21 protein-coding genes and 1 pseudogene are annotated in these 23,720 nt (G+C 37.4%); 8 read left to right on the top strand and 14 right to left on the bottom strand.

The window, feature by feature from the left end:
• Positions 1-8: 8 nt before the first annotated feature.
• From nuoC to ndhC, 3 genes are all read right to left on the bottom strand, one after another.
• Positions 9-1,796 (bottom strand): NADH-quinone oxidoreductase subunit C/D, encoded by a 1,788-nt coding sequence (nuoC, locus tag J663_RS04880; protein WP_002120052.1) that lies wholly within the window; start codon positions 1,794-1,796, stop codon positions 9-11.
• Between the two features lie 84 nt (positions 1,797-1,880).
• Positions 1,881-2,558: a NuoB/complex I 20 kDa subunit family protein gene (locus tag J663_RS04875; RefSeq protein WP_002120034.1), complete on the bottom strand. Its 678-nt coding sequence runs from the start codon at positions 2,556-2,558 to the stop codon at positions 1,881-1,883.
• A gap of 6 nt (positions 2,559-2,564) precedes the next feature.
• Positions 2,565-3,116, bottom strand: coding sequence for an NADH-quinone oxidoreductase subunit A (gene ndhC / locus J663_RS04870; RefSeq protein ID WP_002120061.1), 552 nt, complete (start codon positions 3,114-3,116; stop codon positions 2,565-2,567).
• 425 nt (positions 3,117-3,541) lie between these two features.
• On the opposite strand from ndhC, the gene J663_RS04865 reads away from it, so the two are divergent.
• Positions 3,542-4,960, top strand: coding sequence for a sensor domain-containing diguanylate cyclase (locus J663_RS04865; protein ID WP_019767941.1), 1,419 nt, complete (start codon positions 3,542-3,544; stop codon positions 4,958-4,960).
• Positions 4,961-5,052: 92 nt separating this feature from the next.
• Positions 5,053-5,406: a hypothetical protein gene (locus J663_RS04860; RefSeq protein WP_002120022.1), complete on the top strand. Its 354-nt coding sequence runs from the start codon at positions 5,053-5,055 to the stop codon at positions 5,404-5,406.
• Between the two features lie 21 nt (positions 5,407-5,427).
• Here J663_RS04860 and bfmS read toward each other — a convergent pair whose 3' ends face one another.
• Genes bfmS through J663_RS19570 form a run of 3 tightly spaced genes read right to left on the bottom strand, consistent with a single transcriptional unit; the run spans position 5,428 to position 8,005 of the window.
• Positions 5,428-7,077 carry a sensor histidine kinase BfmS gene (gene bfmS, locus J663_RS04855; RefSeq protein WP_032006728.1) on the bottom strand — a complete coding sequence of 550 codons (1,650 nt, stop codon included), beginning with the start codon at positions 7,075-7,077 and terminating at the stop codon, positions 5,428-5,430.
• 32 nt (positions 7,078-7,109) lie between these two features.
• Positions 7,110-7,826 (bottom strand): response regulator transcription factor BfmR, encoded by a 717-nt coding sequence (gene bfmR / locus J663_RS04850; RefSeq protein WP_000076440.1) that lies wholly within the window; start codon positions 7,824-7,826, stop codon positions 7,110-7,112.
• The gene (locus J663_RS19570) at positions 7,823-8,005 is read right to left on the bottom strand and encodes a hypothetical protein (RefSeq protein ID WP_031944149.1); all 183 of its coding nucleotides are present in this window, start codon (positions 8,003-8,005) and stop codon (positions 7,823-7,825) included. The genes bfmR and J663_RS19570 overlap by 4 nt, the downstream gene beginning before the upstream one ends.
• A 353-nt stretch (positions 8,006-8,358) precedes the next feature.
• On the opposite strand from J663_RS19570, the gene J663_RS04840 reads away from it, so the two are divergent.
• The 4 genes and pseudogenes from J663_RS04840 to J663_RS04825 all read left to right on the top strand — a co-directional run bounded on the left by J663_RS04840 (position 8,359) and on the right by J663_RS04825 (position 13,711).
• Positions 8,359-11,193, top strand: a complete 2,835-nt coding sequence (locus tag J663_RS04840) for a ribonucleoside-diphosphate reductase subunit alpha (RefSeq protein WP_002120003.1) — start codon at positions 8,359-8,361, stop codon at positions 11,191-11,193.
• A 56-nt stretch (positions 11,194-11,249) separates the two neighbouring features.
• Positions 11,250-11,384 carry a hypothetical protein gene (locus tag J663_RS18795; protein WP_002120013.1) on the top strand — a complete coding sequence of 45 codons (135 nt, stop codon included), beginning with the start codon at positions 11,250-11,252 and terminating at the stop codon, positions 11,382-11,384.
• A 138-nt stretch (positions 11,385-11,522) separates the two neighbouring features.
• Positions 11,523-12,806: a ribonucleotide-diphosphate reductase subunit beta gene (locus tag J663_RS04830; RefSeq protein ID WP_033848210.1), complete on the top strand. Its 1,284-nt coding sequence runs from the start codon at positions 11,523-11,525 to the stop codon at positions 12,804-12,806.
• 126 nt (positions 12,807-12,932) lie between these two features.
• Positions 12,933-13,711, top strand: a pseudogene (locus tag J663_RS04825) (tetratricopeptide repeat protein).
• Positions 13,712-13,811: 100 nt separating this feature from the next.
• On the opposite strand, the gene J663_RS04820 reads toward J663_RS04825, so the two are convergent.
• From J663_RS04820 to J663_RS04810, 3 genes are all read right to left on the bottom strand, one after another.
• On the bottom strand, positions 13,812-14,387 hold the full coding sequence (locus J663_RS04820) for a hypothetical protein (RefSeq protein WP_033848209.1): 576 nt from the start codon (positions 14,385-14,387) through the stop codon (positions 13,812-13,814).
• A gap of 9 nt (positions 14,388-14,396) precedes the next feature.
• Positions 14,397-14,681 carry a hypothetical protein gene (locus J663_RS04815; RefSeq protein ID WP_033848206.1) on the bottom strand — a complete coding sequence of 95 codons (285 nt, stop codon included), beginning with the start codon at positions 14,679-14,681 and terminating at the stop codon, positions 14,397-14,399.
• Positions 14,682-14,752: 71 nt separating this feature from the next.
• Positions 14,753-15,352 (bottom strand): TetR/AcrR family transcriptional regulator, encoded by a 600-nt coding sequence (locus J663_RS04810; RefSeq protein ID WP_033848204.1) that lies wholly within the window; start codon positions 15,350-15,352, stop codon positions 14,753-14,755.
• A gap of 121 nt (positions 15,353-15,473) precedes the next feature.
• On the opposite strand from J663_RS04810, the gene J663_RS04805 reads away from it, so the two are divergent.
• On the top strand, positions 15,474-15,803 hold the full coding sequence (locus J663_RS04805) for a darcynin family protein (protein ID WP_033848202.1): 330 nt from the start codon (positions 15,474-15,476) through the stop codon (positions 15,801-15,803).
• 186 nt (positions 15,804-15,989) lie between these two features.
• Here J663_RS04805 and J663_RS04800 read toward each other — a convergent pair whose 3' ends face one another.
• From J663_RS04800 to J663_RS04790, 3 genes are all read right to left on the bottom strand, one after another.
• The gene (locus J663_RS04800) at positions 15,990-16,724 is read right to left on the bottom strand and encodes a hypothetical protein (RefSeq protein ID WP_033848200.1); all 735 of its coding nucleotides are present in this window, start codon (positions 16,722-16,724) and stop codon (positions 15,990-15,992) included.
• A gap of 89 nt (positions 16,725-16,813) precedes the next feature.
• Positions 16,814-20,005, bottom strand: a complete 3,192-nt coding sequence (locus J663_RS04795; RefSeq protein WP_050598803.1) for a hypothetical protein — start codon at positions 20,003-20,005, stop codon at positions 16,814-16,816.
• Between the two features lie 267 nt (positions 20,006-20,272).
• Complete coding sequence (locus J663_RS04790; RefSeq protein ID WP_033848198.1) at positions 20,273-20,827, bottom strand: TetR/AcrR family transcriptional regulator; 555 nt, start codon at positions 20,825-20,827, stop codon at positions 20,273-20,275.
• A gap of 688 nt (positions 20,828-21,515) precedes the next feature.
• On the opposite strand from J663_RS04790, the gene J663_RS19745 reads away from it, so the two are divergent.
• Complete coding sequence (locus J663_RS19745) at positions 21,516-21,932, top strand: NF045616 family extracytoplasmic (lipo)protein (RefSeq protein WP_033848197.1); 417 nt, start codon at positions 21,516-21,518, stop codon at positions 21,930-21,932.
• 53 nt (positions 21,933-21,985) lie between these two features.
• On the opposite strand, the gene J663_RS04780 is transcribed toward J663_RS19745, so the two are convergent.
• A complete protein-coding gene (locus tag J663_RS04780) occupies positions 21,986-22,477 on the bottom strand; it encodes a flavin reductase (protein ID WP_000249487.1) in 492 nt (163 codons plus the stop codon).
• Between the two features lie 185 nt (positions 22,478-22,662).
• Positions 22,663-23,706, bottom strand: a complete 1,044-nt coding sequence (locus J663_RS04775; protein WP_017400049.1) for a methionine synthase — start codon at positions 23,704-23,706, stop codon at positions 22,663-22,665.
• Between the last annotated feature and the right edge of the window lie 14 nt (positions 23,707-23,720).

The following is a 23,720-nucleotide window of genomic DNA, read 5'->3' as shown; positions in this document are numbered from 1 at the left end:
GTTACCTCTTAGCGATCCACGTCAGCCATAACCACGTCAATGGTCGCCAGATAAATGATTAAGTCAGATACTAAACTTCCGTTAATCACTGAAGGCATTTGCTGTAAGTGAGTAAACGTCGGTGTACGAATACGAGTACGATAACTCATGGTCGCTTTATCTGAAGTCAAGTAGTAAGTACTTGCACCTTTAACCACTTCAGTCATAAATGATGACTCGCCCGCTGGCATGACAGGACCCCATGAAACGCTCAAGAAGTGCGTAATCAAGGTTTCAATATCTTGTAATGTCTTATCTTTCGGTGGTGGAACAGCCAATGGATGATCCGCTTTATATGGACCAGAAGGCATGTTATCCAAGCACTGTTGAATAATTTTTAGCGACTCGGTAATTTCACGGAAGTGAACAAGCACACGTGCGTATGCATCGCCTTCATACTCAACTGGCACATCAAAATCGAAGTTTTCATAGCCGCTGTATGGACGATATTTACGTACGTCAAAATCGATACCTGTTGCACGTAAACCAGTACCAGTTACACCCCATGCGAGTGCAGATTTGGCATCGTATTGTGCAACATTACGCGTACGTCCAATAAACACAGAGTTTTTCAATGCCGCTGTGTAGTATTCGTTTAAGCGTTTAGGCATCCACTCTAGCAATTCTTTAACAAGCTTTTGCCAGTTGTTTGGAAGATCGTGTGCTGTACCACCAATACGGAACCATGCTGGATGCATACGGTAACCCGTGATTGCTTCAACAATGTCGTAAACTTTTTGACGGTCTGCGAACATATAGAATACTGGTGTCATACCACCGGCATCCTGAATTGCCGTACCACAGAATAACAAGTGGTTATTAATACGGAACAATTCGTTCAACATGACACGAATCACTTGCGCACGCTCAGGAACTTTAATACCTGCCATTTGCTCTACAGCCATTACATACGGCATGTTTTGAGCACAACCACCTAAGTAGTCAACACGGTCAGTATAAGGAATGAAAGAATGCCATGTTTGACGTTCAGCCATCTTTTCCACGCCACGGTGGTGATAACCGATATCAGGTACACAGTCCTTCACTTCTTCGCCATCTAACTGCAATACAACACGGAACGCACCATGTGCAGATGGATGGTTAGGACCCAAGTTCAAGAACATGAAGTCTTCATCAGCGTTACCACGCTTAAGACCCCAGTCTTCAGGTACAAAACGTAAGTGCTCTTGTTCAAAGTCTTGTTTCGCTTTGTCTTGCATGTACGGCGTATATTCTGTCGCACGTGCTGAATATTCTTTACGAAGCGGATGACCTTCCCAATAGGTTGGCAACAAAATACGACGGAGCATTGGATGCCCTTCGAAATTGATACCGAACATATCGTAAGCTTCACGTTCATACCAGTTGGCATTTGGCCAGATATTTGTCGCTGTCGGAATGTTTAGATCATTTTCGTTCAAGGCAACCTTGATACGAATGTCACTATTACGCTCAAGCGATAATAAATGATAGAACACAGTGAAGTCAGATGCTGGTAAACCATCACGATGAACACGTAAACGTTCATCCATCGCAGATAAGTCAAACAGCATTACATACGGACGTTCCACTTTACGCAGGAACATAAGGACTTCTTGCACGCGTGCGCGCTCGACCCAGACTGTTGGAAACTCTTCAAAAGTCGCCTGCACGTAAAAGTTCTCACCAAATTTGGTTTTGAGCTCTTCTACGATTGCAAATGCTGGGCGTGAATCAACTGCTGTTGACTCTGGCATAGCAATGTCAGTTTCAGCCATTGGCTTGGCTTCCTATTTAATACAAATTCTGTCAATTTTCTCGATGAACATATCAGTTAGATATGTCAAAACACCGTCAAAAAATTATTTAATCTCATCCATAGAGCGTAAGTTTTTAACGGCAATACGCTCTGCATTCTTACGGTCACGTTCTGGCATCATCTTTGGCTTATATACTGGCTGAAGATCATCACCGATCACGGCAGAAAGCGGGCGTCGCTCTAATTGAATCTGGTCTTGTAAAAGCATTAAAGCTTGAATTAATGCTTCAGGACGAGGCGGACAACCTGGGACGTACACGTCAACAGGAATAATTTTGTCTACACCTTGTACTACTGAATAGATGTCGTACATACCTCCAGAGTTTGCACAAGCACCCATCGAGATGACCCATTTAGGCTCTAACATCTGTTCATACAGACGCTGAATAACTGGTGCCATTTTTACGAAACAGGTACCTGCAACAATCATCAAGTCAGCCTGACGAGGTGAAGCACGGATAACCTCTGCACCGAAACGTGACAAGTCATGCACACCTGTTAAGGTCGTTGCATATTCGACGTAACAACATGAGGTACCAAAGTTAAATGGCCACAAAGAGTTTTTACGTCCCCAGTTTACTGCTGTATGCAAGACATCCTCTAAACGAGTCATGAATACGTTTTTATTCACTTCCTCTTCAAGCGGATCCGTCACAATTTGACGTTCTTGCAATGGGTATTGATCAGCATCCGGATTCGCGCGGGTCAGAGTATATTTCATCCCGACTTACTCCTTTTCAGATGACAATGCAGGTGTAGTTTTTGACTTAACACGACCTGATGATTGAGCTGGAATCTGACCTGTAGGGTCAGTTACGAGCTCTTCAATAGAATTAAAGCGTGTAATTTCAGCAATGTTCATTGTTGGTGAACCGATTTTAACCGCCTCACCTGCTGATTTACGGCGATCTGCTGGTGACCAACTTAAAGCACCTACAGAGAAGGCATAAACAAGCGCAATCAATAGATCAACGACAAAGATCACTACAGTGGTATATCCCAACCACCCTACTTCACGCACAGAAGTAGACCATGCATAGAGGTAAAGCGCCTCTAAGTCGAAGACAACAAAGAAAATTGCAACTAAATAGAACTTTGCAGACAGGCGAATGCGAGCGCCACCAGCACTCACGACACCTGATTCAAACTGCTCTTGCTTAGCACGTCCCCACGATTTTCCCCCGAGGAGTAAGGGAACTGTGAGCATAAAGACGCAAAGAAATGTAACGCCGATCACGAAGGCGATAATCGCCCAGTCGTATGGAGTAATGGCACTCATGCGGGGATAACTCCTGGCAGGCCTATTATTTAACAAAGAATGTATGTATTGGCCTTCAAATACACCAAACACAAAATTAATCCCGCCAATTGTACCTGATTTCTAATTTCCCATGCTAGTTGAAGCGTCTTAGTCTTTCGGATGATTTTCTAGACAAAACTATTCATCTATGTGTTGTAAGGGGGGTTTCACCGCACATAATCGGTTTATTTAATTGTTTCTTTATTTATGATGATTTTTTTCATTTTTTAATTTTAGAATATTTACACAGTTGAAGCGCTTAATAACTTTTTATAACTTACTTTTTTATAATATTAGTTTGTTTTTTATTGTATTCAGCTTCTCCTCTGAATTATGATGAATGTTTAATCATGCATAATATTTTATTACTCTTGGATAAGAGTATTTATCATTAAGGGCAGCTGATGCCATACTCACTTCGTGAATTTTCATTTCTCTCCTTTTTAAGATTTTTTCTCCTATTTAGCTTCATTATTGCGACATGTTGTTTCATTGGCATTGCATCTCGCCCTTTAAGTTTTCTTGCATTCTTTTGGCCTGCCAATTCGGTTTTGCTCGGATTGCTTATTCGTTTTCCAACCACACGCCGACCAAGCGCATTTTTAGGTGCCTATATAGGATATGTGATTGCTGACTTATTTCAAGGCACTCCATTTGCTCTCACACTTGTTTTAACAACATCAAACTTTCTTTATGTTGTTACTACGTTTGCGCTCTATATGTTTTTTAATCAACATATTAAGGCGGCCTATCGCGGTTATTCCTACCTTTTTTTATTTGGATTATGCGGAATAGGTAGCGTAGTAGGTGCATTGTTTGCAGCAACTTTCGTGCCTATGTTTAATACCAAATTTATGATTGGTGGCTTGTTGGATGAGTTTGGTTACTGGTTCACTTCAGAACTGCAAAATGCCTTGCTTCTTTTACCTATCATATTGAACATTCCTCAATATAGTCAGGTTAAGCATTACTTTTCAAGAAATCGTGGCCTACAACCAACCGACCTTTTACCTTTTGGCGCTGTGCTTATTTCGATTGCTGCTAGCTATTATGACTCTGGCCCGGGTTCACTCCTCTACCCGATTGCTGCACTGATCTGGTGTGCTATTCGCTATAAACCTATTGTTGTTGCACTCATTACTAGCTTTACCAGTGCTTATATTATTTATCATGTCTCTGGACATTACCTTTTGCTCTATCCAAACGAATATTTCAGTAATACGATCTCAATCCGAATTGGGTTAATTATGATGACGATTGCCCCACTTACGGTTTCTAGTATTAGTGTTTTGCATTCAGAGTTAATTCAAAAGCTTCAACATGCCATTGCACATGATGAGCTAACTTCAAGTCTGACTCGACGCCAGTTTTTACAGTCGGTCAGATTACTTCAAGAAAAAGTACAAAAAGAAAATAAGACCTCAGCTTTTTTCATGCTTGATGTCGACCACTTTAAGCAAGTTAACGACAACTATGGTCATCAAATCGGTGATCGGGCGCTACAAACTTGTGTCACCACGATTCAAAATATTTTACATCCTCATGATTTGTTAGGTCGCTTTGGAGGTGAAGAGTTTGCCATTTTTATTGCAGATACCACCAAGGAAAGTGCATTTGAACTGGCTGAACAAATTCGAATTAAAATTAGTCAGCAACCGATTTATATTTATGGGAAATTACCAATTTTTATACAGGTGAGTATTGGGATAAGCTTATATTCCCCATCGTCCCATCGAGCTATTGAAAGTTTATTTAAAGAAGCAGATGACGCTTTATATCAAGCAAAACGCCAAGGACGTAATCGAGTGTTTATATCTTTATAATTTTTTCATTTCATCATCTAGTGTAATGAATTTTATACAATAACCTGTGTTTTGCCATGTATGCTAATAACAGATAATAAGGAGAAAAATGCATGACTCTAGAATATACGCATAAACCAAACTACTACTTGTTTGCACAATTACTGGTGCGACATATAGAAAGCTATATTCACAAACATCCAGATGCCAACAATGCAATTTTTGACTTGCGGGATGTCTATGAAATATTTAGACAGGATTTTGCGTCAACGACAACAAACCTAGAAGGTATTTTGCATATTGCAGATGAATATAAAATAGAAACACTTAATGGAGATCAACCTCTTATTCAAAAATACCAGATTGATGCAAAAAACAATTCGTTACTGATCGATTTTAATTCCGATGCGTTAACCAGCTTAAGAAGCGGAAAACCTATTTTGGAACCAGATGCGACTCAACTATAAATAGATCAATAAAAAAGCACCTTATGAAGGTGCTTTTTTATTGGCTTTTAAAGGAGGCTGTTTAAAGCGTTTTGCTGGCCATGTCATGATAAAGCGAGCACCACCCAAGGTTGGGCTTTCATCCACTTTAATTTCACCGCCAAACCAATAGGCAATACGGCTTACGATAGACAACCCTAAACCATAACCGCCCGACGCACGCGTACGGCTATCGTCTAGACGGGCAAAAGCTTCAAATACTCTTTTACGGTCTTGTTCAGGAATACCTGCGCCATCATCTTCAACACAAACAAAGGCCATGCCATCGCTGTGGATACCACCGGTAATCCGAACTTTATTATCGCAATAACGAACCGCATTACCCACCAAGTTTTGAACAACACGATGTAAGTAACGACGCTCAGCATCTACTTTTACATAAAGTGGAGGAGCAACAAGTTCAATTTCTTTTTGCGTTTTTAAAGCTTCGGTTTCGACCGCAACCTGATCTAACACATCAAATAAAGTAATTTCATCAAAATCTAGTGAAGGTGTACCCTGCTCTAGTTTTGCATAAGTCATGATTTCATCAATTAAGGTATTGAGTGCTTCAATATCTTTATCAATCATATCGACCTGATGCATACGATGATTGTAATCATCTTCTTCCGCCAACATCTCTGTACCAAAGCGAATACGGGCAACAGGCGTTCTAAGCTCATGAGATACCGCTCTCATTAACTCACGCTGAGCCTCGATTAAACGCTGAATATGGTCAGACATGTTGTTATAACTTGATGCCAAGTTTGCCATTTCGTCACTTCCTTCAATAGGAACACGCAATGACAAATCACCAGACTTCATGCGGTTTAATGCATAACGTACTTGGCGAATTTTACGCTCTAGCGGCAAGATCAACCCATAGACACCTAGACTCAGCAAAAATAAGCTAAATAAAGTAATCCCTGCTGAAAGCTGCAAAGGCATCCAGTTAAACATCGGCACTGGTCCAAGCACGAGAACCCGTGTAGGCTGATTCGGAATTGGAGAGACGATTGAAATGGTTGTACCGCGGACTGTCGCACTGTCTTTGTACAACATGACGCTTTGGTCTTGGCGTAAACGACCAATTTGTTCAGAGTCCAGATTAACGTCTTGAATATTGTAGATATTAATTGGGTAAGAGAAATGCTTTTGAATCTTGGCAAGATATTCTTGTTCTTGCCCCGGATAAAACATTAGATAATCCAGTACAAAAATAGGGAGAGCCTTCATTTGGCGCTCCGTAATTTTGTCGACTTTTATAGATAAAAAATGCTGAGGGTCGTCACGTAAGCCAATAATGATATACGCAATACTATTACTGGCATCGTAACGGACAACAGATTTTTGAGCTTCGATTCGTTTTTTCTCGGTACGAGATAACTCAACCTTACTTGCATCAGTATAATAAATTGGAAGTTCCAATAAATCTGACGCATCTGAAACCCAGTCTATTTTCTGTTGTTTCCCCGGTTGTCGAGCGACTCCCTCACTAATGACATAAGAGATACCATCAGTTAAAGATTCTCGGTATTCTTGTGCCCGTTGATAATTGATAATTTGTACAAGCAAATAACCAAAGACAGCAACCAAAACAACAAGAATTACCAGTCCCGCATATATTCGCAGGAATATACTGTGTTTAAACACTCGACCAACCTTATAGGAAGTTTATTCAGATCTTATAACCCATTGGTTTCTTTAACGAACAAGTAACCTTTACTACGTACTGTTTTAATACGTTTTGGATTTTCAGGATCATCACCAATTTTTGGACGAATACGTGAAATACGGACGTCGATTGAACGGTCCTGACCATCGTATTCGATACCACGTAAACGTTCGAAGATATCTTCACGCGATAAGATACGACCAGCATTTGATGCAAGCAACCATAATAGGTCATATTCTGCGCTAGTGAAGTCAACAAGTTCACCATTTAGCGTTACAGAACGACCGCCATTATCAATTACAAGGTCATCGAACTCGATACGTTGAGCAACTTCATCTTCTACAGTTTTATCTGTGCGACGTAATAGTGCACGGATACGCGCTAAAAGAACACGTGGTTGAACCGGTTTAGCAACATAGTCATCTGCGCCCATTTCCAAACCAAGCACCTGATCCATGTCTTCTGTACGTGCAGTCAACATCAGAATCGGTTGATGGTAATGTGGACGAACTTCACGGCAAACTGTTAAGCCATCGGCACCCGGCAACATGACATCCAAGACCACTAGATCTGGTTGTTCACTAATAATACGACGAATTGCACGGTTACCATCAGTTTCTACACCAACTTCCAAGCCGTTGCGAATTAAATATTCTTGAGTTAATCGCGCTAAGCGCTCGTCATCTTCAACGATCAGAATCTTTGGTAACTTTTCTTCTTGGCTCATATCATTGCCCCTATAAATCTCGTTTCATGCATCTTAAAAATCTTGCAGATACATTCGTTTATCATTTGCAATATACACACGTTTACATTGTAAACAAGTAGGCGTTCACCAAACTGATACATGACCATCGTATTTTGTTGCATTTTATTAGCCTTTGAATTTTCACGTGTTTTTAAGATTTATTTATTGTTATTAAATTTCATATTCTATTCATATTTCCAATGTATGAATATTAAACAAATTATTTCTCTGTTTAGTTTAAATTTATTTAAGTGTTTGTTTTTTGAGTTATCCACAAAGTTATCTATAAGTGTTTTTTAACAGCTTTGCTATGCTATCTCCCATCAAATCATACAGATAAAAAATTACTAAAAAGTCAAGATTGATCTGCTATGAAAAATCCCGTATCTTGTGTTGAAAATAAACTTTAACTACTAAGTCTTGTGTTTATCCCTCAAATATCGTGGCATGTTTTTTGCTCGGTTCAAACGGTCTATGAACATAACAAAAGTGACAATGGAGCTATGCTGGCATGAGCGTAATTACTTCGACTCCCGGTCAAATTCAGGTGATTAAGCGCACTGGAGATGTTGCTGCATTTGATGCAGAGAAAATTTCAGTTGCGATTGGTAAAGCTTTTCTTGCTGTGGAAGGTCAACAGAGTTCGGATTCTAGCCGTATTCATGACCGTATTACCCAGTTGACGGAAATGGTCTTAAATACTTTTACTCGCCGTTTACCATCGGGCGGTACGATCCATATTGAAGAAATTCAAGATCAAGTAGAACTTGCTTTAATGCGTACTGGGGAACAAAAGGTTGCCCGCGCTTATGTGATTTACCGTGAACAACGTGCTAGCGCTCGTCAGCAAACGAACTCAAACCACCACCCTACTTTACAAGTTACCGACAAAAACGGTCAGCTTCAGCCACTTGATTTAAGTGCATTGCAAGCAACTGTTTCTAAGGCAGCTGAAGGTTTGGAAGGTATTGACGTTCAAGCCATTGTCGATGAAACCGTTAAAAACTTATATAACGGCGTAAAAGAAAGTGATATTGCCACAACAATGATGATGGCAACACGTACCCGTATTGAACAAGAACCTAACTACACTTACGTGACTGCACGTTTGCTTTGTAACGAATTAGTGAGCACTGGTTTAACGTTCTTAGGCTTATCAACAGATACACCAGAAAACAATGCACTTGAAGCATTCTTGAAAAAAGGTGTTGAGCTTGATTTGCTTTCACCTGACTTGCTTGACTTCGACTTAGAAAAATTATCAGCAGCAATTCAGCCAGAACGTTCTAATCAGTTCACCTACTTAGGTTTACAGACTTTATTTGACCGTTACTTCATTCACTCAAACGGCGTTCGCTTCGAATTACCACAATTATTCTTCATGCGTGTGTCGATGGGTCTTGCACTCAATGAGCAAGATAAAGAAGAGCGTGCAATTGAGTTCTATAACTTATTGTCTAGCTTCGACTACATGGCTTCTACGCCTACCCTGTTTAACTCAGGTACATTACGTCCACAGCTTTCAAGTTGTTATTTAACAACAATTGGCGATGACCTTTATGACATTTATGGCGCGATGCGTGACAACGCAATGCTTTCTAAATGGGCTGGTGGTTTAGGTAATGACTGGACACCTGTACGTGCCTTGAACTCTTATATTAAAGGTACTAACGGTAAGTCTCAGGGTGTTGTTCCATTCTTGAAAGTTGCGAACGATACAGCTGTTGCAGTAAACCAAGGTGGTAAGCGCAAAGGTGCTGTGTGTGCATACCTAGAAACTTGGCACTTAGACATCGAAGAGTTCTTAGAGCTTCGTAAAAATACGGGAGATGACCGTCGCCGTACTCACGACATGAACACTGCGAACTGGGTTCCAGACTTGTTTATGCAACGTGTATTTGAAGATGGTGAATGGACATTATTTACTCCTTCTGAAACTCCAGACTTGCACGATTTGACTGGTGCTGAATTTGCTGAGCGTTATGCTTACTATGAGTCTGTAGCGAAAGAAACTAACATGCTACACAAGAAAGTACGTGCTAAAGACTTATGGCGCAAAATGCTTTCTATGTTGTTTGAAACTGGTCACCCGTGGATCACATTCAAAGATGTATGTAACTTACGTTCACCACAACAACACGTTGGTGTAGTTCACTCATCTAACTTATGTACTGAAATTACCTTGAACACAAATCAAGACGAAATTGCAGTATGTAACTTAGGTTCGATCAACCTTGTACAACACGTTCAAGGTGGTGTGTTAGACCGTGAGAAATTAGCTCGTACAATTAAAACAGCAGTACGTATGCTCGATAACGTGATCGACATTAACTACTACGCTGTACCACAAGCGAAAAACTCTAACTTGAAGCACCGCCCTGTGGGTATGGGTATCATGGGCTTCCAAGATGCTCTATACGAAATGGGTATTGCTTACGGTTCAGACGCTGCTGTTGATTTTGCAGATGAATCAATGGAAGTAATTAGCTACTACGCAATTGAAACTTCAAGCAACTTGGCTGTTGAACGTGGTGCTTACTCAACATTTAAAGGTTCATTGTGGGATCAAGGTATCCTTCCAATCGACTCTTTAGAAATTGTTGCGAAATCTCGTCCAGAGCGCATGTTCGAAGTTGACCGTACTCAACGTTTAGACTGGGACACTTTACGTGCCAAAGTTCAAAAAGACGGTATGCGTAACTCAAACGTGATGGCGATTGCTCCAACTGCAACCATCTCTAATATTTGTGGTGTTTCTCAGTCTATTGAGCCAACATTCCAAAACTTATATGTGAAATCTAACTTGTCTGGTGAGTTCACTGTTATTAACCCATACCTTGTTCGTGCATTAAAAGAACGCGGTCTTTGGGACACAGTAATGGTTAACGACCTTAAACACTTTGAAGGTTCAGTACAAAAAATTGCTCGTATTCCTGAAGAATTAAAAGCAATCTTTGCTACTGCGTTTGAAGTAGATACACGTTGGATCGTTGATGCTGCATCACGCCGTCAAAAATGGATTGATCAAGCTCAGTCGCTTAACCTTTACATCTCTGGTGCAAACGGTAAGAAACTTGACATCACTTACAAGATGGCATGGTTACGTGGTCTTAAGACGACTTATTACCTCCGAGCTTTAGGTGCAACTTCTGCTGAAAAATCTACAATTAACACAGGTGCTTTAAACGCAGTTAAACCTGCGACTGTTGAAGCAGCAGCTGTTGCTGCCCCTGTTGTAGAAGCGAAGAAACCAGAAGCAGCAGTTGAAGAAGAAGGCTTTACTCAAGCAGCTCCTGTACCAATGGCTTGTTCAATCGACAACCCTGATTGTGAAGCTTGCCAATAACATTCAATAAGGTTGCTCTTTTTCACTAAAGAGCAACCTTAAAAGAGGTAAAGATTATGCTTTCTCATCTCAGCCATAACTATATGCTTGGTGTTGGAGTTTTAATCTTTGCCTTTATTTTCTTTTATATGCCGATGGTTTACGCATTTATCACAATACGTAAGCAGCAGCGTAAACAAAATAAGTTGTAGTGAGTAGAGACCAAAGGCCCAAAATTTGGTCATGCATCAATAAAACTTAATTTTGTTTACACATTAAAAGCGTATAGTAGGGACATCTTCGTTTAAGAGATGTCAAATATAGATATATACAACGAAGAGAGAACAAAAATGTCTATCCTTAGTTGGGACGATTTTGAAGATGATTCGCAAAAACCGACTACACCTGAACACAAGTCTGCGCCCGTCCAATCGGAAAAAGCGTCAGATTCGCAGAATGTATCTACTGCGCAGCCATCATCGCCGAGCGTGGCAGCTCCACAATCCGCTGGAACCCATTCCGTGCGACCAACAGTTGCCTCCGATACAGTGGCTAGAGCCGCTCAAGCCTTAGAACATTTAGACGTTGCCCCTGGCCTTGAAGAGCTAGAAATGGGTGCTCAACGTGTTCAAGTTGACGACAAAGCCATGATTAACTGTCGTGCGGACTTGAACCAACTTGTACCATTCAAATATGAATGGGCTTGGCAGAAATATCTTGACGGGTGTGCAAACCACTGGATGCCTCAAGAAGTGAACATGAACCATGACATCGCGCTTTGGAAGTCTGAAAATGGCTTGACCGAAGACGAACGTACTATTGTTATGCGTTCTTTAGGTTTCTTCTCGACTGCGGACTCTTTGGTTGCAAACAACTTGGTATTGGCGATTTACCGTCACATTACTAACCCTGAATGCCGTCAGTACATCTTGCGTCAAGCGTTTGAAGAAGCGATTCACACTCACGCTTACCAATACTGTATCGAGTCTTTAGGCATGGACGAAGGCGAAGTCTTCAACATGTACCGTGAAGTTCCATCTGTTGCACGTAAAGCAGCTTGGGGCTTGAAATATACTCAATCTTTAACTGATCCTAATTTCCACACAGGCACACCTGAAAACGACCAGCGTTTACTTCGTAACTTGATCGCATTCTACTGTGTACTTGAAGGGATCTTCTTCTACTGTGGCTTTACTCAAATTTTGAGTATGGGTCGTCGTAACAAGATGAACGGTGTTGCTGAGCAATTCCAATACATCTTGCGTGATGAATCTATGCACTTGAACTTTGGTATCGACATGATTAACCAAATCAAGATTGAGAACCCTCACCTTTGGACTGCTGAGTTCCAACAAGAAGTGATTCAAATGATTGTTGAAGGTACGATGCTTGAAATCGAATATGCACGTGACACGATGCCACGCGGTGTATTGGGTATGAACGCAAGCATGATGGAAGAATATTTGAAATTCATCTGTAACCGCCGTTTATCTCAGTTAGGTTTACCAGAGCAATTTGCGGGTGTAACTAACCCATTTGCGTGGATGTCTGAGATGATGGACTTACGTAAAGAGAAGAACTTCTTCGAAACTCGCGTAACTGACTACCAAACTGGTGGTGCGTTAAGCTGGTAAGTTTAAGCATTCTTCCTCAAAGTAATTTGAGGCTATAAAAAATCCGACTATATGTCGGATTTTTTATATTTATTTAAGATAACTATTAGTATGAATTGCAGTAGATTAAATTATAAGAGACACATTATGAATATAAGATATTTAATAATTTCTAGCGTCATAAGTTTATCGACTTTAAGTACTATATGTTGCTCAAAACCACTTTCACAACTAAATAATACTCAAAGTGAATCAAGTGAAATATATGAGCAAGGCGGGAAATACTTCTTAGGTAAAGAAGTACCTAAGGATTATTCAAAAGCTTTTTCATATTTTAAAAAGGCAGCCGAAAAAGGACTGCCCATTGCACAAAATGATTTAGCAGGAATGTACCTTAAGGGAATCGGGACGCAAAAAAGTGAAGAAAAAGCTTACTATTGGTATCAGAAAGCTGCGAAAAATGACTTTCCGGAGGCCCAATACAATATGGGGCTCATGTATGATAATGGCTATTATGAAAGCAAAAACAGATCTAAAGCCTTAGAGTTTTACAAATTAGCTGCTCACCAAGGTTATGCTAAAGCTCAATATAATTTGGCAAATGCTTATCTTTCGGGAAATGGCGTACAAAAGATATTAATTTAGCTTTAGAGTTATATAAAAAAGCTGCGGATCAAAATCTTTCAGAAGCTCAATATAACTTAGCAAATATTTATTCAGATGGTAGCTTAGTTAAACAAGATAATAAAAAAGCTCTGGAGCTATACACACAAGTAGCTGAGAAAGGTATACCTGAGGCTCAGAATAATCTAGCTTATATGTATGCTAATGTTTACTCAGATTATGAAAATGCAAAGTTTTGGTTCAAAAAAGCTGCTGATAATGGATATGAACCCGCAAAAGAGGCTTTAGACCAGTTTCAGTAATCCACAATATATTACTTAGATCAAAAGGGTTGCTAATAGCAGCCCTTTTTCATATCTATCTCTCAACTCAAAATAAAGGTAAAACCATTTTTAAATAAAATTAGATTCCTTTCTTATACTTAATTAGTTTTAAAAGTAATATTAAAACAACTATCACTAACCAGATTAAAATTAAATATCTCATCAATAAGGTGGGGAACATAACCCAAATCCACCAAGAAGCAACTTCTTCTTTACTTGTTGAAAAATTAATTACTCTCCCCTTTTCATCTTCAAAACGAACACTACTAGCTACAATTTTATTACCATCAAGAAATATTGAAGGATAAGGAAAAAAACTTCCTTCTAATTTAAGCAATCTTCTAGGCTTATATAATTCACAAAATGAACCATTTTCATTTCTAAAATATGCACAATTAATAAGAAAATTTTCATTATCTCTTTCTACGACTAACGACCTTATACGTCTATTTTTAAAATGAAATTCAGGCTCATAAACAACAAAACTCTCTTTTCTAGGAGTAAAAACTATACTGGGGTTAAGAGCACAAAGCAGTACAATCACACAGAAACTTAAGGAAAGGACAAGAACAAAATTTTTATAAATATACGAATATAATGAAAAAAATGGATCAACTACTTCCCTAGAGATCCACATTTTAAGTTTATAAATCACAACTCCCCCCTATAAAACAACAATAAAGAACATTACAGATAAAAGAATCCCTGTTAAAAATGGTATAAACTTAGTTATATTCTTATTTTCCTTAAAAAACTTACCTACTATAAAAATAAGAAAACAAATTAAATATGAAACGTTATCATTTAAAGAAGATAAATTATCAAAATAGTTTATTCCTTTGCTTCGTTTAGCAAGTAGATAAAACATAAAAATAGAGTAACCCGCCAAACCTAAGAAAATTGAAGTAAATGCGCTTACCTCTGCTTTACTCATAATTTCATCTTTCATAAATTCCCCAATAAAAAATATAATTATTTAATAAAATAAAAAAAGCTATTTTATAGCAAAATTAATAATCTTTAATACAAACCTAAATAACCAAATACAGCTTTTTCAACTCGCTGCTGTAAACCATTTAAATCACTTTCCCCTGCTATGCCTGCCGCGTTAATCATTCCTTTGCTTAAAGCAATTACATCTCGTGCGGCTGTCTGTGCATTTGAAATGCCAAAACGTATAAACAGGTCAGAAATTATGGTCTCAAGTTCGTGTTGAAGCTCATTTTCCTCAGTGTCTTTTCCAATGAGTTCAGAAGCAAACTCTAGTGTTCGTGCTAACTGCGGACGGCTCAATTGATGTTGTACAGCAGCCTGTATGATCAGTTTTAGTTTTTGTTTTAGATTTGCGCCATCATGTTGCTGTATGGCTTCAACGATACGACTTGAAAGTTTAGTGCGCTCACGTCGAATTAACTCAACGATTAAAGCATCTTTAGATGGAAAGTATTGATATAGGCTACCAATGCTTACGCCAGCAAGCTCAGCCACAGCATTTGTGTTAAATCCAGCAAAGCCTAAAGACTCTAAAATGCGAGCAGCCGCCTCTAGAATTGCTTCAAAGGTAGCCACTGAGCGTGCTTGACGCGGGCGTTTACGTGGGTCTGGAAGTGTTTCTGACATGAGCCGAAATGCGAGTATTTAATGTGAGTAATTACTCATATACTGACTGAGTCATATTGATATGACAAGCAAATGCTGTCTTTTCAGTTGAGCTACAACTCGGCCCAGTCATGGAGTGGTTATGTCTAGAACCTATACTTTTTTTATTCATTTAAGAGCTTTACCCGCTTGGTTGGCTTTAACTCATGAAAAGCGGGCTGAGTTTAGTGCACAGAAGCTTGAGCCTATTTTTGAGAAGTACCCGACTGTAAAAATTCGCTGGTATGACGTTGAAGCGTTTAGTACTAAAGCCAGTGATATTGCTGTGTTTGAGACGATATCTCTGCAAGATTATTATTTTATGATTGATGCGATTAGAGACTCTGAATTTTGTACAGTACCCTACTTTGAGTTTGTAGAGATTATTCCAGCAATTGAAGATGGGTATGTGGAGTATGAAAGTTCTTTATAGAAGTCGTAAATGATGTTTAAGTTACTCGACCAGTAGTTAGTCTGGTCGTTAACTTAAATCTTCTAAATAAAAAAATCTGAAAGGTAGGTATCTGAATACAAAATAAATTAGTTTTATAATTTTAAGTATCGACTAAAATATCAATTATAGAAACAATAAATTTCTCAAAAATTTGTATAGTTTTTATTATTTAAATTTACCCACCTCTAATATATACTCATTCTCTTGTTTAGTTAAAATCGAATACACTCCATTTTCATGTAGCTTTATTTTTACCTGTTTATTCATCTCAGGAAAATTATCCAAGTATTTTGGTATATATTGATAATCAGTTTCATATGCTATTGTTCTCACATATTTAGGAGCCTTATAATAATAGAATGACATTAACTTATCATGCCCCAAAGAAAATAAAAAAATAGTAATCACAAAACCAATAAAATGAAGTATAGGAAAACCATCTGAAAGAATTTCTCTCTTAAATATAGATAATATAGAATAAGCAAAAATAAAAACTATATAAAATAACAATCCAATAGCTGTAGCGATATATAAAAAAGCAGGTAGATAGCAAAAAAATGTAAAAAAACTAACAGTATAACTATAATCAGATGATGGTAATTCTAAACCTTTACTAACTATTTTACTCGCATAAACGGCTGCTAACCACAGCACAGCCAAATGAAAGAAGAACCAAAAAAACTTAACGTATTTAAAATTAATATATTTTTTAAAAAAACTATAAACCCAAACAACAAAGCCAATTTCAAAAAGCCCCATAGAAATGTAAAAAATTTTAAAAAAAGTATCAACATCTTTTTTAATAAAAAAAATCCCTATAAAAAAAATAGCGACTGCTACTATATAAAGTCTAATTGAAATATCTTTCTTCTTAAAATAAATGAAAAAATCTTTAATCATATTAAAACCAATGATATAAGCCACAAATAAATATTAACACTATACTTCCTATTTCTTAAAATTTTAAAATAGGGAGTATAGTCTACTTTTTATGGAACAATAGGGTCATCTTCAGCCCGTAATACTATTTTTTCAATATCATTAATACCAACTTCCCAAGCATTTTTAATTACAAGTTCTTTTTTCTTAATTAAATATTTTTCAAACTCTGGATATGGGTAAAATTGCCCATTAAAAAATGCACCAAAACTTAAACTATATGAGCCATACTTTTTATATTCCTTTTCAAAATTACTCCAATTCCGATCTGTAGGCGGTGTCATCTCATGAATACGACTACACATAGTAATTAATTTATGTTGATCATTAGCCATAATATTTTCCGTAAGTAAAACCCTATAATTATAAGGTTCTTCTTTAGACACACCTCTTATTATGGAGAATCTCAGTCTTTCTAAGCTATCAACCTGACCTAAATTCTCATATAAGTCCATGAAGACATCCTCTCCCCCTTCTTTTTTAAAAATTAAAAGAATAACAGGAGGTTTATTTTCAAAAAACATGAAAGCTAAACCATGCCATGCTGCCTCATCCCATAATTCAGGTTTAATCAAAGTCGTTACAGCAATTTGATCATGACTTATAGATTCTAAATTTCCAAAATCAGGAGTTTTTTTATGATCTCCCATTTGAATTTTCTCAGTTTTATTTTGTAGCACTTTTGGGCTACCTTGATCCCAAGACAACTTTCTAATTAACTCAAATTTAGTTCCTTTATTACCATTAAGTATGTCTAAAACATTTTTATGTGAATCTCTTCCCATGACATTGTATGTCGCACCAAAACATGTACTAAATGCAATAGACCTTGTAATAGATAAATCAGTTATGAATGAGGCTTCTACAAATTTATCAATATCTAGAACATGATAAACTTTAATCAAACATTCAATAACAAACTGAACAAACCACTCAAAAACTATTTTTTGACTATTTTGATCTAAATGCTCCCATGTAAAATTAGAACAGAAAATATCTACATATATTCCTTTGGAGGATTTACTAAATTCATGCGATATGGTGCTATTTTCATCATCATCACCAATAATATTAATTTCTAATGAGCTAATTTTTGTAAAAACTTTATCAATTGGATTTGTAGAAAAGAAATTTTCGATTGTAGTCAAAATAGATTCAGACAGTTCAATATATGGAGAGCGATTTGGAAATTGAATTTTAAACTCACATCCCGACACTCTAGTAGTGTAGGTAATAGACTTTCCTAATGTAGGTAAAATTTGAGATGTAGGATGTCTAGTATCTGTATCTCGACACAAAAATAATGTTTTCACAAACTCATCTAAAGAGGTTTGCTGAAATTCTTCTTTTAACTTATCTTCATATCCTAAAATATATAGGAGAGCACTATTAGAAAAGAAAAGTTGCAATTTTTCTAAAAAATCAGGTAAATATTCGAGCTCAGCAAGTTGATCAAACCTACAATTTAATAATAAATGAGCTAAACACCCATCAAATCGTATTAACTCTTCCTCATCTATGTAATCATCTTTTATTGCATTTAAGCTAAGTAGTGCTAGTTCTGCCCAACGTAATGATTGAGGAATTCTACCTAACTCCAACTCTTTCCACGCAAGTTGCCAATAGACTCTTATAGCTGAGGGTAAAATTAATTTTTCTTTATGAAAATAATTTGCTAGAAGTGATGCTGAAAATAATAGACTTCCTCTACTTGCCCATCTAAGACCAACCCTTGAATATGCTTCAGATAATAATAGATTTGCATAAGTCATTTCGTCATACGTTTCTTTTTTATTTAGACCTGAAACAGACTTCCCTAATAACTTAATAGCTTGGTATGGCTTATTATCGTCTAAACGCTTCAATCCACGTTCAAGTTGTAGTTTTGCTGTCTTTATCTCACTATCACGCAAACCAGATTGCTCTGTAAAGTAATCTAAAAGTTCTTCATATTCTTCATATTTATCAAAAATAATATCCAATTCCTGAAATAAATTATAAAATTTTTCAAAAGGAAAACCTATTAGATTACTTCCCAATCGACACGTTTCAAGTGTCTTTTTTAATAACTCTATACAATATTTTTCATCTGGAAACTTAACAATTAGCTGTAATAAATCCAAGTGAATAGATGCCATTAATGAGTTACTTGGACGACTTAAATCTTTTGATAATCTATCCAATACATCAATGGTATTATTATAGATATGATCAATATCTACACTAGGATGTATATCTTTTAAATAGCTATACCTCCCATAGTAAATTGTCAACAAGTTTACTATTTTCTCCCAACTTTCTGAGTTAGTATTTTCTGCAAGATTTTCAAAAGTTAATTCTAAATTACTCTCAAATAATGAATAATCTTCAAACCACCAGTGTGCAGCCCAAGCATACTGATAACTTGCCTCTAATAATTGCTGAGATGTTCCAAATTTTTTAGCAACTCGAATAGCCCGATCAAATAAACTTTGGGTATCAATTATAGGTTTTTCTAATTCTTTGCTTAGAATAGCCACCTCTAGGAAATAATCTACCTGCTGAGTTGTAATTCTTGAAGCATCAATTTTTTCTGTAATTAGTTTATTCAATCTATCTAATTCTTTTTGTTTCTGATAATCATCAGCGCTTAATTCAATTTCTCTTTTATATAATGTAGGAATACTTAATGTATTGATTGCTAGAAACTCTAACTGATTCTTATAAATTTGGTCCAATATCCAACTTAAATCTAAAATACGTACATCAATTGAATATTGCTTGGTTAACTCATCCTCTAATTTACTTCTTTGATCTGCTTTAATTGATTGATTGGTTATACAAAAAACTTTTACATACCCCCTGCCCGTTTCAACAATTTTTTTTACATCTTTTTTACACTTGGTTTTCCAATCTTTTTGAGTACTTACAGCAAAAGCCCAACGCTCATTGTGAGATTGCTCATTAACTCCTTCAAGCCACAATAATTGATTCTGTGAAGAAACAGGAAAGGTCTGAGTATCTGTTTTTCCATCACCACCTGCAACAGGTCCTGTTTGCTCTAAGAGATTAGGACAAACAACTTTCTCACATAATTTTTTAGCGAATGTCTCAAATTCTAATTCTTGGCTACGTATATTAAGCGTAGATAAATAGTATTCTAATTGCACTCTATCTAGAGTTCCTACTTCAACGATAGTAGAACTAGAAAACTCCTCTGGTCTTCTATTTTTAAGAAAATCTTTAGCTGACAAATTATCCATTAGATATTTACACACTCATATTCTAAAAAATTAAAGTAGACTTAAGCTTTTATAAGCTAACTTATAAGAATTAATTTTTTGAATCTTCATTTATTCAAAATAAGGTATTAGATGGCAAAAATAAAAGCTATTTATAATATAAATTAAAAATAACATTATATGTATATAGGTATCATATTACAAAACTATAAAGCGACATAATATGTCGTCCTAATATTTATTGCTTCATTCAGAACTTAATATCTAATTATCAATTTTAATTTACTTTCATTTCCCCCTCCCCCAAAACCTCTCCAACACCACATCCCGTTCATCCACACGATTTGAACTCAACACTTGTAGCATCAAGCCATCAATTAAGTTTAAAACCATGTTGGCATCGGGTTTGGGTTTGTTGGTTTCCAGACTAAAGACCAAATCAAAAAGCTCTTTAAGTAGCCATTTTCGATATTCAACTGCCATGCGGTAAGCCCGTGGATAAAGCAGTTTTAATTCAAAAATGGCTTTAAACAAAAGATGGTAAAGGCTATTTACATCGGCATGTAAGCGGACAATTTCTTTGAGTTTATCGGCTGCGCTTGGGTAGCGGTGTGAATAGACAATTGCCAGTACTTCTTCTTTGAGTCGGCTTTTTTGAAAGATTAGACACATTTCAACAAGGCGTTCTTTTGAGTGAAAGTAGTTATAAAACGTGGCTTTTTGAATTTTGGATTTTTTGATAATCAGGTCTACGCCTGCATTATGGAATCCATGCGTGGTAAAGAGTTGGATGGCGGTTTGAACCACCTGTAATTTTTTGGAAGATCTTTCTAAAGTTGGCATCGTTTTACCGTTATAAATTCTTGTTGTTTCTAAATGAGATAAAAAGCCTGTACCCTTTTTGGGAGAAAAAAAGGCACAGCAAAGCCGTAAGACGGTGCTTGGCACATCTCAAGTTTTGTTTTGCTAAGTTTTAAGTAAAAATGACGAAGGCCTGAAAACCTTATGGCGTTCAAGCTGCTTTAAATTTTTAAGTTGTGTCGTTATAACTTTTGGCAGCCACTGCCAAGAAATAATGGATGTGCATAGCCAACTCCTGATTTTGGGAGTTCTGCCAAAGCATTCATTTGGAATTATGGTGGCAGAACGAAAGAGGGTTGACAGACTGGCTCAAGACCCAGCACACCCGAAGGTGTCCCCCTTCCGTCCTACCGCTACAAAAAGGGGGACGAGTGAGTCTACATCAAAAAAATGAATTTTTTCAATGTTCTTGAGCGCGGCCTGTCAAAGCCGGCTGGCAATGTGGCCAGCACGCAAAGCATAATCTGAGAGTTTAGAGGTGTCAATGTAGCTTTTATGACAAGTGTTTAAATTTCTTATTGTTTTTCATTAGATTAACTTAATTATTATTTTAGATATTATATTTAATTGTATTTATTTATTTTTTAAAAAGAGTCAGATACGGTAAGCTAAACCACATGAATTTTACTTTTTGATTTGGAATATTTTTTAGAACTTTACGAGAACATAAATGATAAGACTATCTTCAAAGTCCATTTTAATATTAACAACTGGGTGTTTGTTAAATGGCTGTAGCCAAGGCCCTCTTCCATTAGAAGTTACGCTACATCAAGATTATGTATGTGCCTTTACCAATAACCCTAAAAAAACAAATTATTCTTTTGATAAGAAATTTTTGATTTTTATGGGGAAAGTGGACTACCAAAACGGATTTAAAAGTTCTTATGAGAAAGAATATTTAAACGCCCCTCTGCCTATAGAAGAAAAGGATTGTGTAAAAATTCCTCTAAAGGAGTTTGAAAAGAATGTGGCTTATGACATTACTTTGGATATATACAAAACTTTCGATACACGTATTTGTGTAGTAGAACAGAACAATAAGCTAGAAATCCGAGAGCCTGAACTCGGTGAAATAACTTGTAAATAGGCTTGTTCCTAGGCCCTCATTTCGCTATTGCAGAAACAACTAAGCGCGTGGGTTTAGACAATCTCGGTCTGTCCCACTTGGTGATAAGCACGGTTAAAATAAACCAAACTTTGGTCATGTTGGCTTTGTTTAATTGCTACGATTGGACATATAAAAATTGTGTGTGTACCGACTTGTTGAATTTGCTCAATCTCACAATCGAAACTCACCAAAGCATCATCCAACACAGGTGAACCCGTTTCTAACTCAATCCATGCGCCATGTTTAAAGCGCTCTTCTGGTGTGAGTTTAGATGAAAATGCTTTTGAAATATGTTCGTGGTGCGCGCCTAAAACATTCACAGTTAAGATTTTGTTATCTAGGAAATGTGCATGTGAACTCGCAGATTGGTTCATACACACCAATAATGTCGGAGGTGTGTCAGTCACACTACAAACAGCAGAGGCAGTAAATCCAAAACGGCCAGACATGCCTGCCGTAGTCACAACACTAACTGCACTTGTGAGTAAAGACATTGCATTTCTAAAGTCTGTTGCTTGAACCATGACATTATTCCTAAATTGAACCGTACCTTGTCCTGTGTTTTTGCTATACCGCCCAACTCCATCAGGAAGGTACTATCGACATGCGATCTAATTAGAGCGACATGTAGTAAGTAAAATGAGGGTTACTTGTTTGATTATCAACTGCCATCAAAAAAGTAACCCTTTATACCACTTATTGGTAAATATTAAGCAGTAAGATCATAACCAGTCAGTTCTCGGCGAACGATTTCTGCACCTGCACTTAAAGCATTTAACTTGCCGCGTGCCACTTCACGAGAAAGAGGCGCCATGCCGCAGTTTGTGCAAGGGTAAAGCTTGTCAGCATCTACAAACTGAAGCGCTTTACGTAGTGTGTTAGCCACTTCTTCTGGTGTTTCAATCTGGTTAGATGCAACATCAATTGCACCGACCATTACTTTTTTACCGCGAATGAGTTCGAGTAAATCGATAGGCACATGTGAGTTGTGACATTCTAACGAGATGATATCAATGTTAGACGTTTGAAGTTTCGGGAAAGCTTCTTCGTACTGGCGCCATTCTGAACCAAGTGTCTTTTTCCAATCAGTGTTGGCTTTAATGCCGTAACCGTAGCAAATGTGGACCGCAGTTTCACATTTTAGACCTTCAATTGCACGCTCTAAAGTCGCGATGCCCCAGTCATTTACTTCATCAAAGAATACGTTAAATGCAGGTTCGTCAAACTGAATAATGTCTACACCAGCAGCTTCTAACTCACGCGCTTCTTGGTTTAAGATTTTTGCAAATTCCCAAGCAAGTTTTTCACGGCTCTTGTAGTGACCATCGTAAAGCGTATCAATCATGGTCATTGGGCCAGGTAATGCCCATTTAATTGGTTGATTGGTTTGCTGACGTAAAAACTTCGCATCTTCAACAAACACAGGCTTTTGACGAGACACCGCACCTACCACAGATGGTACGCTTGCATCGTAACGGTCACGAATACGAACTGTTTCGCGCTTCTCAAAATCTACGCCATTTAAGTGTTCAATAAACGTGGTTACAAAGTGTTGGCGGGTTTGTTCGCCATCGCTCACAATATCGATGCCAGCAAGTTGTTGTTCGTGCAACGCTAAACGTAACGCATCTTTTTTACCTTCGGCTAAGCCTTCGTTTTCAAGTTTCCAAGGTGACCAAAGCTTTTCAGGTTCTGCAAGCCAAGACGGTTTTGGTAAGCTGCCAGCAGTTGAAGTTGGTAATAATTTTTTCATGATCAATGACCCGT

The organism is Acinetobacter sp. 826659 (assembly GCF_000588515.1).
Taxonomy (GTDB): Bacteria; Pseudomonadota; Gammaproteobacteria; order Pseudomonadales; family Moraxellaceae; genus Acinetobacter; species Acinetobacter pittii.
Note: the sequence above shows the minus strand (reverse complement) of the source record. Positions and strands in the feature narration are given on the sequence as shown.